Genomic DNA, 15,148 nt, shown 5'->3' on the forward strand with positions numbered 1-15,148 from the left:
GGCGGGGGGAAGGACCGCCAGGTTCAGCCCGGCAGCGTGACCACCATGGCACCGCGATCCGTCGCGACGACCGTATGCTCGTATTGCACCACCGGGGCGCGCGGTTCGCTGTAAAGCGTCCAGCCGTCGTCCGCCTCCGTCGCCCAGAGGCCGCCTCTGGACAAGAACGGTTCGACCGTCAGTACAAGCCCCCTGTGGATACGGCGTTTTTCGCCGCGCGCGGGCCAGGTCGGGATTTCCGCGGGCTCCTCGTGCAGCGCCCGGCCGATGCCATGGCTGGCAAGGTTGCGGATCAGCGTATAGCCGCGCCGCTCTGCAAACTTGCCGATGGCGCGACCGATGCCCGCAAGCGGGCGGCCGCTGCCGACCTGGGCAATACCGATCTGCATCGCCTGCCTGCCATCGCGGCACAGCCGATCCAGCGAGGGGCGCACGGGCGCGACGCGATATGTGGCGCCGGTATCGGCGAAATAGCCGTTCTTCGAGGCCGACACGTCGATATTCACCAGATCGTCCGCCGCGATCACCCTGTCGCCGGGGATGCCATGGGCGATTTCCTCGTTGACGCTGATGCAGGTCGCGCCGGGGAAATCATAGGTGGATTGCGGCGCCGAAAGGGCGCCCTCGCGCTCCAGCAGCGCGCGGCCGATTTCGTCCAGTTCGCGCGTGGTCATGCCGGGTTCCATCGCCTTCGCCATGGCCTGCATGGTGTTGGCGACGATCCGGCCGATCTCCTTCAACCCGTCGAGTTCGTCCTGATTGGTGATCGTCATCGCCTGTGCCCGCTTTGATCTGATGCTGTAACCGACATCATAGCGGTGATGCGTGGCGATGTCCCGCATCACTGTCTTGACCGCCGCTCCGAATCGTAACATATATAGTTACATGAAACGTGACAGTCGCCTTTCCTCGGTCCTTCATGCCCTGCTGCACATGGCGGAACAGGACGGACCTGTGACCTCCGAGGCGCTTGGCCGGTGCCTCGGCACCAATCCGGTCGTGGTGCGCCGCACCATGGGCCTCTTGCGCGAGGCCGGGCTTGTCACGGCCGAGCGAGGGCACGCCGGGGGCTGGCGCATCTCGGCCGACCTGGCGGCGGTCAGCCTGCGCCGGCTGCACGAGGCCTTGGGGGAACCGGCGATCTTCGCGATCGGCAACCGCAACGAGACGCCGGAATGCCTGGTCGAGCAATCGGTCAATGCCGCGCTGGAGGGTGCCTTTGCCGAGGCCGAGGCGCTGCTGCTGGAACGTTTCGCCGAGGTGACGCTGGCCGATCTGGCCGAGGATTTTGCCCGCCGCCATGCGCAGAGGCGGGCGGCGAAGGAGTAGGACATGCAGGACGTGATCGTGATCGGGGGCAGCTATGCCGGGATGGCCGCCGCCCTGCAGCTGGCGCGTGCGCGCCGCAAGGTGCTGGTGATTGATGCCGGGCAGCGGCGCAACCGTTTCGCCAGCTATTCACACGGCTTCCTTGGCCAGGACGGGGTGGACCCGGCCCGCATCTGGGCCGAGGCGTGCCGGCAGCTGCTGGCCTATCCGACGGTGACCTGGGTTGAGGGCTCGGCCAGCACCATCGCCGGCGGCAAGGACGAATTCCGTGTTTCCACGGCAGCCGGCGACACATTCGCGGGCCGCCGCATCCTGCTGGCCACAGGCGTCGCCGACCGGCTTCCCGACATTCCGGGTCTCGCCGACCGCTGGGGCCGGACGGTGTTCCACTGCCCCTATTGCCACGGTTACGAGCTGGACCAGGGCCGGATCGGGGTCATCGCCACCGGCGCGATGTCGCTTCATCAGGCGCAGCTGCTGCCGGAATGGGGCGAGGTCACCTTCCTGACCAACGGCGCCCTGACACTGGAGCCGGAGCAGCGCGACGACTTGCGCAGCCGCGGCGTTGCCATTGAGGAAACCCCCGTCGCCCGGATCGCGGGCGAGGCCGAGGTGGAACTGCGCGACGGCCGGGTGCTGCCCTTCGCCGGTCTGTTCACCGCGACCGGGACCGAGCCGGCCAGCCCGCTGGCCGAGGCCGCCGGCTGCGAGTTGATCGAGACGCCGATGGGCCGCCAGATCGTGACGGATGAGACGAAGGAAACCAGCCTTCCCGGCATCTTTGCCTGCGGCGACGTCGCGCGGGCACCGCATTCGGTGTCACTGGCGGTGGGGGACGGGGCATGGGCCGGGGCGCAACTGCACCGCTCGCTGGTCTGGCCGGAATGAGCGGCGCGGCCCATCCGGGCGACGGTGCCAGCTATGCCGGCCGCGTCGCGCGCCATGTGCCGGGCCTCAAGGACCTGCACCGCATGGCCGGGCTGCTGCTGGCCGAGCGCGTGCCCGAGACGGGCCGCGTCCTGGTCCTCGGCGCCGGCGGCGGGCTGGAGCTGCGCGGCTTCGCCGCGGCCCATCCCGGCTGGCGCTTCGACGGCGTCGATCCTTCGCCTCAGATGACCGCCCAGGCGCTGGACATCCTGGGCCCGGAGGGCGGCCGCGTCACCTTCCATCAGGGCTATATCGATGATGCCCCCGAAGGCCCCTTCGACGGCGCGACCTGCCTGCTGACCCTGCATTTCCTGCCGCGCGAGGAACGCCTGCGCACCCTGCGCCAGCTGCATCGCCGCCTGCGCCCCGGCGCGCCCTTCGCCATGGCCCATCACAGCTTTCCGCAGGCGGACGGCCAGCAGGATCTGTGGCTGCGGCGCAATGCGGCCTGGCTGGTCTCGGGCGGCGTTCCCGAGGCGCAGGCCATGGCCGGCATGGCCACGATGAAGGAACGCCTGCCGGTGCTGACGCCCGAGGAGGATGCCGCGCTTCTGGCAGCGGCGGGCTTCCGCGAGGTCCAGCTGTTCTATGCCGCTCTCACCTTCAAGGGCTGGATCGCCCGGGCGTGACAGTGCCAGATCATGCTGCGGCAATTTCATCACCGTCCTCGGTGACCGGTTGCGCCAGTGCCTGCGCCACAGCGTCGGAGACGGCGTCCGCCGCCGAGCGGACCGGATCGGTCTTGAGATGCGCATAACGCGCCGTGGTCTGAACCTGCGTATGGCCGAGGAGCCGTCCGATCATCGTCAGGTCCTGCCCGAGCTGCAGCGCATCCGAGGCGAAGGAATGGCGTAGATCATGGATACGAAGATCGTCCAGCCCGGCGCGCTTGCGCAACCGCCGCCACGGCTTCTGCATGTCGGTCAGGTGCTGACCCTCCATCCGGCCGGTGATGACATAGGGGTTTCCGTCGATCTTCGGGATGGTTTTCAGGACCTTGATGGCCGCCTTGCCGATCGGGACCAGCTTGGCGCCGGTCTTGGAATCCGGCAGGCGGAGAAGACCGTTGCGGTAATCGACATAGCGCCATTTCAGGGTCTGAATCTCGCTGAGGCGGCATCCGGTCAGAAGAAGCAAGCGGATACAATTGGCCGCTTCGGGCTCCTCCGTTGCACAGTCCAGCACCTTGCCAAGCCGTGCCAACTCGTCCGGGGTGAGATAGCGCTCGCGCTTTTCCTCCCGGTATCGCTTCACCTTCCAGCAGGGGTTCACTCCGTCGGTGCGCACGCCCCAGGCATGGGCCACGGTGAACATCACCGAGAGGACGCCGAGGGTCCGGTTCGCCTGATAGGGGATATGTCGCATCGACTGGTGCAGTCCGACGACGTCGGCCCGGGTGATGTCGATGATGCGATGACTGCCGAACCTCGGATTGATGAACAGATCTATGGATCGCTCGTACTCGCCATAGGTCGAGGCTTTACAATGCAGCGCGACGTGATCCGAAAGGAAGCGTTTGCTGAACTCTTTGATGGTCGGGGATGCCTTCCGGCGGTCGCGCTCACCGGCGGGATCGGCCCCGAGCCGCACATCCGACAGATACTTCATCGCCTCGGTGCGGGCCATTTCCGGTGTCATCGCACCATGCAGCCCGATGTTGACACGGCGCGACCGGCCGCCGGCACGGTACTGGGCCAGATACATCTTTCGCCCCGATGGATAGACGCGCAATCCGAAGCCCTTCAACTCTTCGTCCCAGAGGAAGAACTCCTGCTCGGCCGGCGCCGCCGCGTCGACGGATCGTTTCGTGATCTTTGTCATCTTCACCCCTCCAGTTCCGGAATTTCCGGAAGCAAATCGGAAGCAACAGGAAGCAAATCACTGTGCTGCTGTGGCGAAGAGAAGGGTAGGGGTGTCTGCGCTGTAAATCAATATTAACAGATGGTTGTGCGAGTATTGGCGCTTTCTTCGCACCATGGCGAAAGGTGGCGAAGACGCCCAGATCAAAACTCATAACCTGAAGGTCGTAGGTTCAAATCCTACCCCCGCAACCATCTTTACTTGCGCCCCCGCTGCATCCGCCGCGGGGTTTTTGCGTTGCGCCGAAAGCGTAAGGATTCCGGCAAGATCGCCCTGAACGTCGATCTCGATCCGATCCTCCCCCGGCGTCAGCACGATCCGGTCGATCAGCGAGCGGATGATCTCCGCCGCCTCGATGCGCTGCGTCTCGTCGTCGCTCTGCAGCGTCTCGTAGAGCTGCTGCACCCGCGCCCGGTATTGCAGCGCCATCGAGGGATGCAGCAGGGGCGGGGGCTCGTCGGTACTGGCCAGGAAATCCTGCAGCTCCGCCTTGCGGGCGCGCAGCTTGTCGCCGCGCTCCTTCACCGCCTCGATCGAGATGGCGTCCCGCATGTAGAGATCCATCAGCTTCTCCTCCTCGCGGGCGATCCGCTTCAGTTCCGCCTCGGCCTTGTCGATGCCGGCGCCGCTTTCCATGCGCAGCCGGTTGGTCTCCCTCGTATAGGCGTCGCAGAACTCGGCGAAGAGGTCGGGGTCGACCAGGCGGGTGCGCAGGGCGTTCAGCACCCGAGATTCCAGCTCGTCGCGGCGGATGTTCATCCGGTTGTCGCAGGTGCCCTTGTTGCGCGCCGTCGAGCAGCCGATCAGCTCCTTCGAGATCGCCGAATAGCCGCCGCCGCAGCAGGCGCACTTGGTCAGCCCCGAAAACAGGTATTTGGGCCGCCGGCGGTGGTTCACCTTGCGGACGTCGGCGATGCCGCGCGCGTCCCGTGCAACGGTATTGGTCTTCTGCCGCGCCTTCACGGCGTTCCAGAGATCGTCGTCGAGGATGCGCAGTTCCGGCACCTCCTGGATCACCCAGTCCTCTTCCGGGTTGGGACGCGCCTGGCGCTTGCCGGTATCGGGATCCTTGATGAAGCGCTGCCGGTTCCAGACGATCCTGCCGACATACATCTCGTTGTTGAGGATGCCGTTGCCGCGCTTCGGGTTGCCGTTGATCGTGCTGAAGCCCCAATCTCCGCCCGAAGGGGCGGGGATGCCGTCCTTGTTCAATGCCATGGCGATGGCCTTGGCCGATTTGCCGGCGGCATAGTCGCGGAAGATCCGGCGCACCACCTCGGCCTGCGCTGCGTTGATCGTGCGGTCGCCGCGGCTCGGCTCGCCATCGCCGTCGAACTTCTTGACCACGTCGTAGCCGTAGGAATTGCCGCCGCCGGACTTGCCGGCCTCGACCCGGCCGCGCTGGCCGCGCCGGGTCTTGTCGGCCAGATCCTTCAGGAACAGCGCGTTCATCGTGCCCTTCAGCCCGACATGCAATTCGCTGATCTCGCCCTCGGAGAGCGTGAACATCTTCACGTCGGCATAGCGCATGCGCTTGTAGATCCCGGCGATGTCCTCCTGGTCGCGGCTGATCCGGTCCAGCGCCTCGGCCAGCACTAGGTCGAAGCGGCCGCGCGTCGAATCCATGACCAGTGCCTGGATGCCGGGACGCTGGATCATGCTGGCGCCGGAGATGGAATGGTCGGAATATTCCTCGACCACCCGCCAGCCTTCCTTCTCGGCCCGCAGCCGGCACATGCGGAACTGGTCGGTGATGGACGCATCGCGCTGCTGGTCGGAGGAGTAGCGGGCGTAGATTGCGACCTTCATGGCGGCACTCCCTGTCGGATCAGGAGGCGCCGGGTTCCCTGGTCTTGCCCTGCGCCTCGAAATTGCCTCTGGCGGCCTGCCTACCCAGCAGGCGCACCAGCCTGACGAGGCGCGGGTCGGGATTGCCGCGGGGCGTGAAGCCGAGTTCCGGCTCGCCGAGCAGCAGGGCGTCGAGCAGCGCCTCGCGTTCGCTCCGCGTCATCGTGGCCTGGGTTCGGGAAGCTGGCAAGGTCATAATCGCCAGCATCGGCACAGAGATCCGCTTAAGCAATGGAAATCGCTGTGGAATAATCGGCGGTGAATGGCATGGGCCGGGGTGCGGCAAGGCAGGGTGGCGTAGAGCAGCGCGCTCCGGCGTCGTGCAATGACTTGCCGGAATCCGGGATCAGCGCGACCGATGCCGGCGCCAGACCTCGATCATCCAGCCCAGCATCACCGCATTGAGGACATGCCACAGGAAATGCGTGCCGAAGGGCAGGGCGCCGCAGAGGGGCTGATCCAGCGTGCGGAAGGTCAGCGAGACGATCAGGATCCCGGCGCCGACGGCGAGGCCGCGCGCCGTTTCCGGCAGGCGTCTGCGCAGCAGCAGCGCATAGATCAGAATCAGCAGCGGCACCGGCGCATAGCTGGCAGACGAGCCGAGGCCGGGGATCATCGCGAAGACCGGCACCGTCGCGGCAGCGTAGGGAATGAAGCCCGCCGTTACCAGGGCGGCGATCCAGGGACGCGCCCCGAAATAGTCCCGTGTGGCGGCGAAGACGTAGAGCAGGATGAAGCCGACGATCGGCAGCACGTCCATCAGCCCGGTCAGCCGGTTGGCATGGGTGTGGAACAGCCAGGAGCCGAGGCCGATCACGAACAGGACCGCCGCCAGTGCCCGGCCCATCGCCATTTCCGGCCCGCGCAGCCGCGGCCACAGGACCAGGGCGGCGATCAGGAAGGCCATGTTGGTCAGCGCATTGATCGGCTCGGACCAGTAATCCGGGCCGGTCCGTTCGCAATAGGCGTCGACAGGGGAAAGCCAAGTCATCGGAATGCTTCCGGACAAAGGTCAGGATGCAGCTGTGCGGGGCGCAGTGCCCGCGAGGCCGGGGCGATATCCGTGATCATCCATTGTCGTCCATCCAGGCTCATCGTCCCCGTGCAGGATACGGACCCAGGCGAAGGAAGGTAAGTGCTGCGCTGTTGTGAAGGTGGATCGCCACACAGGGCGGAAAGCGGACTTTCGCCAGTGCGGTGTCGTATCTGTGCCAAACCGCTTAAGCCGACATTTTGGCGACACGGCGACAGTAGGCAGACGTGACCAGCCGGTCAGACCAGATATGGACCTGCGGACTTCAGGTTATGAGCCGAGTCCACTGATCCTTTAGACCCATTTGATTTCAACAAGATAACAGGCAACCCTTTGAAATGGCGCCTATGCAGGGAACTCTCAACGCTTCTCACCGGATTTGGACGGATCAGCGTACGCAGAGGGACGCATTCGTGGGTTGACCAGACGTTGACAAGGGTCACTGATAACAACGAAAGACCATCGACGATGCCACAGACCCGGTCGCGACACCAAAGGTGGGACCCCGCATTCGCGGCGAGGCTTGCGAAGACATATTGTTGACCTTGCGCACTCCCTTCACGCCTCCACTTCAAACATAATCGATCGTGATGGCCCAAGGCATCGTGGCAGCGGGGCTCAATGACCAAGCGACCAAAGGAGAAGACGACCGGGGCGCCTTGAATCAGGCCTTTCTCCCGGCGTTTGACCGCCACCTCCGATGCGCGCTGGCACAACAGACACAGCGCATCGGACATCCCAGAGAACGGTCACCGTCGCCCCCGATCTCCCATGCCGTCGAAGAGCCTGCCCAAAATGGCGCCATGCGGCAGGTTAAGAATCGATACGCTGATACTCTGGAAGTAGTCCGTGATTCTCGAGGCATTCACGCAAAGACTCAATACTAAGGACGGTAAAAAACCCGCCCTCATGTTTTGCTCCCTGCCGTTCGAGACTTTCGATAGTCATCCCGAGCACGAAGCCCCACTCATGAAATACAGGGCCACCGCTGAAGCCACCGCGAGGTGCTCCCGAAACAACAAAGCGAACATATCGGTCAAGACGAGTATCGATAACCGCATTGATCTCGACTGATGCAGCTACGAGAACCGGACCGTTTGTAAGGGGAATCGGCGGATAGCCGAAGGCCGTTGCCTTGGATAACATCCAGTATTCGTCGTTTATCCAATCATCGTAGTGCCCACCCAGAACAAGATGAGGCGTGTTGATATCAATCCCTCTTAGCCGGAAAGCCGCCACATCGATATTGGCATTTTCATGGTAGTAGGGACCGTCGGCGATCTTGGGACTGCTGTGGTTTAAGCTCCAGGTCGGAATTTCCCCATTCATCATCGAATTCGTTGGGACGAACTTCCTTAAGTCCTTTTTGAACAAGATGCCGCGAGTATGCGGCACGACACTAAGCACGCGATTGCCTTCAATGACATGCCGAGCGGTCAGGTAAACGCCTTCGCCGATGTGAAACGCTGTGCCGATACCTTGGTCGCCCTCTGGCGTCTCGACGGTGATGAAAGCGCAAGCTAGACTGGTGAGCCTGACGATGCGTTGGACGTCGCTTTCTTCCATATGCACCTCCGAGCATAAGCACAGTCAAAGACCAATATCCTTGATGCGCGAACGAGTGTCAGACGTATGCGCATTCAAGTTGGCCAAACCCAAGTCCCATAGGCCTGAAATGCGTCACCAATCTCTTGTGCTGCCAGGTTGTTCACGATTCCAGCGTTAAAGGAATGCGGGATCGTACGGACCTTCACCGGGGAATATGGAAGGTATGGGCTCTTGATCGCCGGGTCAACGAATGAAACACGCGAGTAATCGTTACCAGGGGTCTTGAGCCAAGAAATCCCGATTGCATCAGCCCCAGTGGATTGAACGAAAAGTCGAGCCGCCTCAAAAGAATGACCTTGAGTGCAAATATCGTCAACGATTAGGACCTTCTTTCCCGCACGTAGTGGAGGGCTCTTGTAGCGTAACGCTAGTTTTCCGGTTCTAACAGGGTCCTTCCGAAGCCTGGTGGTCTTCAACTGATTCTCTGGTGTTGGCTGCCGACCGCTATTTCGGATTGCCTGTGATTTTTCCGCTGATGCGTGTCGCACCAACAGGTCATCCAGATACTGAGCCTTCAGCGAGCCTGCGACGATCTTAAGAGCATTTGTAAGAAGTCCCTTGGGCGAGTCCGTCCTATGTCCTGGATATGGGCAGACATAATCAACCTCCGCCCCAATGCCTGAAAAATGGATCCGCGAGGCCATTAGGAGGCCCCAGTAGCGAAGGTCCCCTCTACTGAACTTTGCAGCGGCTTTGGCATCGGTTGAGTACTTTGCGCCCTCAGGATAGCGCTTGGAGACCTCAGCAAGAGGTGCAATGGATAGAACTCTGAACCCGTCAAACTCGTGTTTCCAGAACCAGTCCTTTGGTCGCAGACAGCAACAATCTATAAACCTTGCAATATCGAGCGCAGAAGCGAACTCAAAACCATAGGGCGAGTTGTCAGCATACCACTTTGCATTCAGGAAAAGCACACCGCTATTTCGTGTGGCCTGCATGTCCTCATCGGTTGAACCAATGTAAACTGCCTCTTGAGGCGTAGCTCCATACTTTTTGAGCACATCAGCCATGGCACCTGAATCTTGCTTGGCCCGAAAATCGACACCTTTGATGTGCAGAGGTATTTTTAAGCCTGCCGCCTCTTGAAGGAAATCGGTGAATGGCTTTTGGGTATCGGTCATCACCCAATTAGAGTTGCTTACCATCGCTATCTGAACACCAGACTTTGCCAGGAACTGCAATAGCTTGATTGCTTCCACCAACGGCTCTTTTTCCAGCTTCTTCCTCACTAGGACATCGCGGAGAGAAATGAGTGCAACTTTAAGTGTTTTCATCAGGCACCTAAAAAAGTGATAGCTGCTGGCGCTGGCGCTCAGGGCGCGAGCGAACGCTTGCTAAGACAAACTGCACGAACTCGAGCTGTTGCTGAGGAACAGTAAACACAGATGCTTTCTTGGCGATTTCTGTGTTAACCCAGTCAGGGACTTTTCCGAATGGCAGGCGAAGGCAAGCGATTGGCCTTGAAAGAGATGCAGCATAGCGAACTGTATGAGCCGTTCCACTCTTCGCCGCCCACTCTACGGGAATCAGAGCGGCCGCAAGTGCCGCCTGCAGCCGATTTCGCTTCACGAAATTCTTTGAGCTGTAGGTGTCAGCAGGTAGATACTCCGTGACAATTGCACCGCCACTCTTCGCGATCGCATCACGAAGCTTTTCTGAGTTTCTCGGATAGTCCGAGAAGATTCCGGTTCCGAGAAATGATATGGTTGGGACACCCGCGCGAAGGCTCGCACTATGAATTTCTTGGTCGATCCCGACTGCGAGACCGCTAACAGTTGGACAAGACCACTCAGATAAATTGAAGCCCACATAGCGTGACAACCAGATCCCATCGTCGGATGGCTCCCGCGAGCCCACAACAGCAATCGATGGACCACGCAGCACCTCTGAATTGCCTTGGACGAACAGCCACCGCGGCGCATCCGGAAGGTCGAGTAGTTGGCTTGGGTATTCCTTGTCTGAATGAAAAATGACCTTTCCATCGATCTTTGTGAGACGATCGAGCAGCTCATAACCTCGGCTTAGGGCACGTTCCCGTGTGCTACCCCACGGTGCGGCGGTCTCATCTGACAACCTAGCCCCGGCAGAGCGTAAGATCGTCGAAACGTCATTTTTGTTTTGTAAATCAATAACTTCCGCGTAGGCGATCCCTCTTTCCGAGATCTTCCGTAGAGTCTCGAATCCCACCCCCTTGATGGAGCTAAGCGCTAGGAAACTGATGATCTCTTGTTCCAAGTATGCAAGCCGGTATGTCGGAGGATTTTTCTGTTCTGGCAATACACTTAACACTCGTAGCGCTGCATCGGCAACACGGCTCAACTGGGGCCGCCGATGTTCCTAGATATTGATCGTGAAGGCGCTTCCCGATGACATGCGCGCCCAACTCCGCGCAGGGGTTCCATGGGCGCATCGAACATGCCCGCGAACGGTTCCTGTCACCCGAAGAACTGACCCGGCTTGCGGCCGTGCTGGATGCCGCCGAAGACCAACGCGCCGTGGCGATCATCCGCATGGGCATGCTGACCGGCGCCCGGGTGGGCGAGGTCCGGACCGCGCGGTTCGAACAGTTCAACCTCGACTTTGCCATCTGGTCGAAATTCGCTTCGACGACCAAGCAGCGCAAGACCCACCGGGTGCCAATTTCGCAGGACGTAGCGGCCATCGTGCGGCTGCGCCAGCAGGTGGTTTCTTACTGCGGCGCCTGTCGACCGGCTGCTTTGGAGTACGCAGGTGTGAGCATCCGGACGAGGTGAACGACTGCTCTGGGCCGACCTTGCCTGTCCGGGGGCAGATCGCCCGGCTCGGCCAAACCTGCCACTTGCTGTCCCGCAGCGAGTTGCTCGCGAGTCCATTGCTGCCGTTGGAGACTGATCCGGCGCAAATGATCAGCTCTGGATGTTCCGTCCACTGTTTCCAGGTGTGGTCAACCGGCTGTACTCGCCACCGAGCTGCAAGGTGAGCGTCCCGGTCGGCCTTGTTACCATGCCGACCATCCCCATGTGATGCGAATCAGGGCAGGCACCACCATCAACTGACCGCGGGCGACCCGCATCCGCCCTGGCATCGCGGATATCCGGGTTTCTTCGGGGTTCGGGCAGCGGCCTCGCCATCCGCCGTCAGATCGCCCCGGCCATATGCAGTCCGAGGCCAGCCAGTGCCGCACCACCAAGCACGAGGCCGATGCCGAGCTTCAGACGGAACACCGCGAGGATCGCCAGCGCCGAAAGGGCCATCGCCCAGCCATCCAGTGTTTCCAGCACCGGAACGCTGGTCGAGACCGGGCCCCAGTCGAAAGGCTCGACCTCGCGCCAGACCACATGGATCGCGAACCATATCGCGAGATTGAGGATCACCCCCACGACCGCCGCCGTGACCGAAGCCAGCGCCGCCGCGAGCGCCCGGTTTTCCCGCAGCCCTTCCATGAACGGTGCCCCGAGCAGAATCCAGGCGAAGCAGGGCGCGAAGGTCACCCATGTCGTCAGGACGCCCCCGAGCGTTGCCGCCAGCAGCGGCATGGCCCATCCGGCCTCGCGCATTGCCCCCATGAAGCCGACGAACTGCAACACCTTGATCAGCGGCCCCGGCATGGTTTCGGCCATGCCGAGACCGTCGAGCATCTCACCCGGCTGCAGCCAGCCATAGCTGCCGACCGCCTCCTGCGCGACCCAGGCCAGCACGGCATAGGCCCCGCCGAAGGTCAGCACCGCGAGTTTCGAGAAATAGAGCGCGATGTCGGTGAAGACGCTGCCCGGCACCAGGGCGAGCAGCAGCAGCACCGGCAACAGCCAGAGCGCGACCGCCGCCCATCCCGCGCGAAAGGCGTTTCTGCGCGCCGAGGGCGGAAGGTCAAGGTCTTCGCCAAGGATCGTGTCGGCGTCGCTGACATGTGCGCCACCTGACGAGCCATGTCCGCCGCCGCCCCGGAAGGCCGCAATCCCGGCCTTTGCCCCGATCCAGCCGATGGCCGCCGCCAGCGCCACGATCACCGGGAAGGGTGCATCGAACAGGAAGATGGCCAGGAAGGACGCGGCGGCCAGGCCGAGCATGACCTTGTTCTTCAGGGCACGTTTGCCGATGCGGAACACCGCTTGCAGCACGATCGCCAGCACCGCGGCCTTGAGCCCGAAGAACAGCGCGGTCACAACCGGCACATCGCCATAGAGCGCGTAGACCCAGCTCAGCACCATCATGGCGATGAAACCCGGCAGGATGAACAGCATCCCCGCGATCAGCGCGCCGCGCACGCCGTGCATCAGCCAGCCGATATAGGTCGCCATCTGCTGCGCCTCGGGGCCGGGCAGCAACATGCAGAAGTTCAGGGCATGGAGGAATCGCGCATCCCCGAGCCACTTCCGCTCCTCGACCAGTATCCGGTGCATCACCGCGATCTGGCCGGCCGGCCCGCCGAAACTCAGCGCGGCGATCCTGGCCCAGACCCCGGTGGCCTGGCCCAGCGTTGGAAATCCATCACGCCGTTTCATGTGGCGCTCCGGCCCGTACCCCTGGCGTTGGTGGGCCAGTTGTGGATCTCGTCCGTGGCATCGCGCGCCCAACGGTAGAAGGCGTCATAGAGCTGCAATCCGGCATCGAGTTGTTCCAGATCGTCGGAATACATCCGCGACAGGCCCAGGGACGCCGCAAGCAGGCCCGCCGCTTCGGGGGCGAGGTCCAGGCGGGCGGTATCCGCCCCGCGCACGATCAACGCCAGCCGGTCGAGCGCCGGGATGCTCAACCGGGTTTCCTTCAGCAGCGTGTCGAAGGTGCAGTCCTCGCCGCGATGGCTCCAGAACACGCCTTCGACATCGAAGGGCATGGCGCCGAACCGCTCGGCCACTGCGGGGACCTCGGCCGGGGCGACGAACAGAAACACCGCCCGTGGATCGATGAAGCGCCGGATCAGCCAGGGGCAGGCGATGCGATCGATCTTGGGCCGCGCCCGTGTCACCCACAGGCTGCGACCCTGCGGATCATGGCCGGTGATCCTTGTGGTCGTGACGAGTGGCAGGCCGGCGGCAAGCCATGCCGCCATGCCTCCCTCCAGATACTCGGCTGCGACCCCTTCATGGCGCAGCCAGGCGGCGACGCCCTGGCTGCGCCCGTGTCCCTCGGCGCATAGGACCACCACCGGACGATCCAGGCTGCGGGCCAGCTCCGAAAGCGCCGCAGGAGCGATTTCATCCTCAGCCAGCCATCGGGCGGAGGGGATGAGACGGGGTTCGGTGTCTCTCGCATCCGCCCGGCGCAGGTCGAGGACGACGGGGCATCGTGCGGTGCCGATCAGCTTGGCGAGCTTGTCGCAGGTTATGGCATCAGGCGCAGGCATCTGCGTTCCCTCCATTGAGTCAGTTGTCGGAATGGAACGCGAACTTCGGCTGGCGCCTCGTGGGGCGTCGCAAGACCCCATGCCGGAAAATTCCGACGACGACGATGGAATGTCAAGACGGTTGCCCGGTTCAGACCCGGTTCGGTCGCCCTTTACGGTGCGATCCGGGTGCGTCTCGCGATCGCTCCCCGCCCGATATCGCGCCTCTCCAGCCTCATGTCGCAGCCTTGAGGTTTACCCGTTCCTCGAGCTTTGCCGCGGCTTCCTTGCGCTCGCTGTATCGGTCGGTCAGGAAGGCCGACAGGTCGCGGGTCGCCAGGGTGAACTTCACCAGTTCCTCCATCACGTCGACGATGCGGTCGTAATAGCTCGACGGCCGCATGCGGCCGGCCTCGTCGAACTCCTGATACGCCCTGGCGACCGAGGACTGGTTGGGGATCGTCAGCATCCGCATCCAGCGGCCCAGCACCCGCATCTGGTTCACCGCATTGAAGCTCTGCGAGCCGCCCGAGACCTGCATCACCGCCAGCGTGCGGCCCTGCGTCGGACGGATCGCCCCCATCGACAAGGGGATCCAGTCGATCTGTGATTTCATCACCCCGGTCATCGCGCCGTGGCGTTCCGGGCTGGTCCAGACCTGGCCCTCGGACCACAGGCACAGATCGCGCAGCTCCTGCACCTTGGGATGCGACGGGTCGGCATCCTCGGGCAGCGGCAGGCCATTGGCGTGGAACACCCGCGTCTCGCAGCCGAAATGCCGCAGCAGGCGCTCGGCCTCCAGCGTGGCGAAGCGGCTGTAGGAGCGTTCCCGCAGCGAGCCATAGAGCAGCAGGATGCGCGGCGGATGGGTTGCGCGCGGAACCGGGGGCAGGTCCGGCTGGTGGACCGCACCGGGCGACAGGTTCGGCAAGTCGGGGATCATGCGCGGGCCTCTTGCGGGGTTGCTGCGGGGAACCAGCGGCGGCCCAGCCACAGGGCGGCGTTGACCAGAAGGATCAGAACCGGCACCTCGACCAGCGGGCCGATGACCGCGGCGAAGGCCACGGGCGAAGCCAGCCCATAGGCGGCGATGGCGACGGCGATGGCCAGCTCGAAGTTGTTGCCGGCGGCGGTGAAGGCGATGGCGGTGCTGCGCGGATAGTCCCGGGCGATCAGGCGGCCCATGGCGAAGCTGACGACGAACTGGATGGCGAAATACAGCACCAGCGGGATAGCGATCC

At 63.0% G+C, this 15,148-nt stretch carries 15 protein-coding genes and 1 pseudogene; 4 read left to right on the forward strand and 12 right to left on the reverse strand.

Annotation, left to right across the window (positions count from 1 at the left end; all coding sequences use genetic code 11):
* Window positions 1–23 precede the first annotated feature (23 nt).
* On the reverse strand, window positions 24–773 hold the full coding sequence (map, locus tag BLT64_RS13390) for a type I methionyl aminopeptidase (RefSeq protein ID WP_011749386.1): 750 nt from the start codon (window positions 771–773) through the stop codon (window positions 24–26).
* Between the two features lie 112 nt (window positions 774–885).
* On the opposite strand from map, the gene BLT64_RS13395 reads away from it, so the two are divergent.
* From BLT64_RS13395 to BLT64_RS13405, 3 genes are read left to right on the forward strand one after another with little or no spacing between them, the layout of a single operon-like run.
* Window positions 886–1,329 (forward strand): Rrf2 family transcriptional regulator, encoded by a 444-nt coding sequence (locus BLT64_RS13395; RefSeq protein WP_028710141.1) that lies wholly within the window; start codon window positions 886–888, stop codon window positions 1,327–1,329.
* A 3-nt stretch (window positions 1,330–1,332) separates the two neighbouring features.
* The gene (locus BLT64_RS13400; protein ID WP_011749388.1) at window positions 1,333–2,217 is read left to right on the forward strand and encodes an NAD(P)/FAD-dependent oxidoreductase; all 885 of its coding nucleotides are present in this window, start codon (window positions 1,333–1,335) and stop codon (window positions 2,215–2,217) included.
* Window positions 2,214–2,885, forward strand: coding sequence for a class I SAM-dependent methyltransferase (locus BLT64_RS13405; RefSeq protein WP_011749389.1), 672 nt, complete (start codon window positions 2,214–2,216; stop codon window positions 2,883–2,885). Before BLT64_RS13400 ends, BLT64_RS13405 begins: the two co-directional genes overlap by 4 nt.
* A 10-nt stretch (window positions 2,886–2,895) precedes the next feature.
* On the opposite strand, the gene BLT64_RS13410 is transcribed toward BLT64_RS13405, so the two are convergent.
* From BLT64_RS13410 to BLT64_RS13440, 7 genes are all read right to left on the reverse strand, one after another.
* Entirely contained in the window at window positions 2,896–4,077 is a 1,182-nt protein-coding gene (locus BLT64_RS13410; protein ID WP_011749390.1) for a tyrosine-type recombinase/integrase, read from the reverse strand.
* A 189-nt stretch (window positions 4,078–4,266) separates the two neighbouring features.
* The gene (locus BLT64_RS13415; RefSeq protein WP_011749391.1) at window positions 4,267–5,925 is read right to left on the reverse strand and encodes a recombinase family protein; all 1,659 of its coding nucleotides are present in this window, start codon (window positions 5,923–5,925) and stop codon (window positions 4,267–4,269) included.
* 19 nt (window positions 5,926–5,944) lie between these two features.
* Entirely contained in the window at window positions 5,945–6,127 is a 183-nt protein-coding gene (locus BLT64_RS13420) for a hypothetical protein (RefSeq protein WP_081465088.1), read from the reverse strand.
* Window positions 6,128–6,310: 183 nt separating this feature from the next.
* Window positions 6,311–6,955 (reverse strand): ceramidase domain-containing protein, encoded by a 645-nt coding sequence (locus tag BLT64_RS13425; protein WP_011749393.1) that lies wholly within the window; start codon window positions 6,953–6,955, stop codon window positions 6,311–6,313.
* Between the two features lie 855 nt (window positions 6,956–7,810).
* A complete protein-coding gene (locus BLT64_RS13430; RefSeq protein ID WP_011749395.1) occupies window positions 7,811–8,563 on the reverse strand; it encodes a S1 family peptidase in 753 nt (250 codons plus the stop codon).
* 74 nt (window positions 8,564–8,637) lie between these two features.
* Window positions 8,638–9,879, reverse strand: coding sequence for an HAD family hydrolase (locus BLT64_RS13435; protein ID WP_011749396.1), 1,242 nt, complete (start codon window positions 9,877–9,879; stop codon window positions 8,638–8,640).
* 7 nt (window positions 9,880–9,886) lie between these two features.
* Window positions 9,887–10,840 carry a DNA-processing protein DprA gene (locus BLT64_RS13440; RefSeq protein WP_074810517.1) on the reverse strand — a complete coding sequence of 318 codons (954 nt, stop codon included), beginning with the start codon at window positions 10,838–10,840 and terminating at the stop codon, window positions 9,887–9,889.
* Between the two features lie 140 nt (window positions 10,841–10,980).
* On the opposite strand from BLT64_RS13440, the pseudogene BLT64_RS13445 reads away from it, so the two are divergent.
* A pseudogene (locus tag BLT64_RS13445) lies at window positions 10,981–11,292 on the forward strand (tyrosine-type recombinase/integrase); the annotation flags it as partial.
* A gap of 429 nt (window positions 11,293–11,721) precedes the next feature.
* Here BLT64_RS13445 and chrA read toward each other — a convergent pair.
* From chrA to BLT64_RS13465, 4 genes are all read right to left on the reverse strand, one after another.
* On the reverse strand, window positions 11,722–13,086 hold the full coding sequence (gene chrA, locus BLT64_RS13450) for a chromate efflux transporter (protein WP_011749399.1): 1,365 nt from the start codon (window positions 13,084–13,086) through the stop codon (window positions 11,722–11,724).
* Window positions 13,083–13,928 carry a chromate resistance protein ChrB domain-containing protein gene (locus BLT64_RS13455; protein WP_011749400.1) on the reverse strand — a complete coding sequence of 282 codons (846 nt, stop codon included), beginning with the start codon at window positions 13,926–13,928 and terminating at the stop codon, window positions 13,083–13,085. Before BLT64_RS13455 ends, chrA begins: the two co-directional genes overlap by 4 nt.
* A gap of 214 nt (window positions 13,929–14,142) precedes the next feature.
* On the reverse strand, window positions 14,143–14,850 hold the full coding sequence (gene arsH / locus BLT64_RS13460) for an arsenical resistance protein ArsH (protein WP_011749401.1): 708 nt from the start codon (window positions 14,848–14,850) through the stop codon (window positions 14,143–14,145).
* Window positions 14,847–15,148 (reverse strand): arsenic resistance protein (locus BLT64_RS13465; protein WP_139171640.1); only part of this gene is annotated, 302 nt, incomplete at its 5' end. The genes arsH and BLT64_RS13465, both read right to left, overlap by 4 nt.

The sequence above is a fragment of the Paracoccus denitrificans genome, from assembly GCF_900100045.1.
GTDB lineage: Bacteria > Pseudomonadota > Alphaproteobacteria > Rhodobacterales > Rhodobacteraceae > Paracoccus > Paracoccus denitrificans.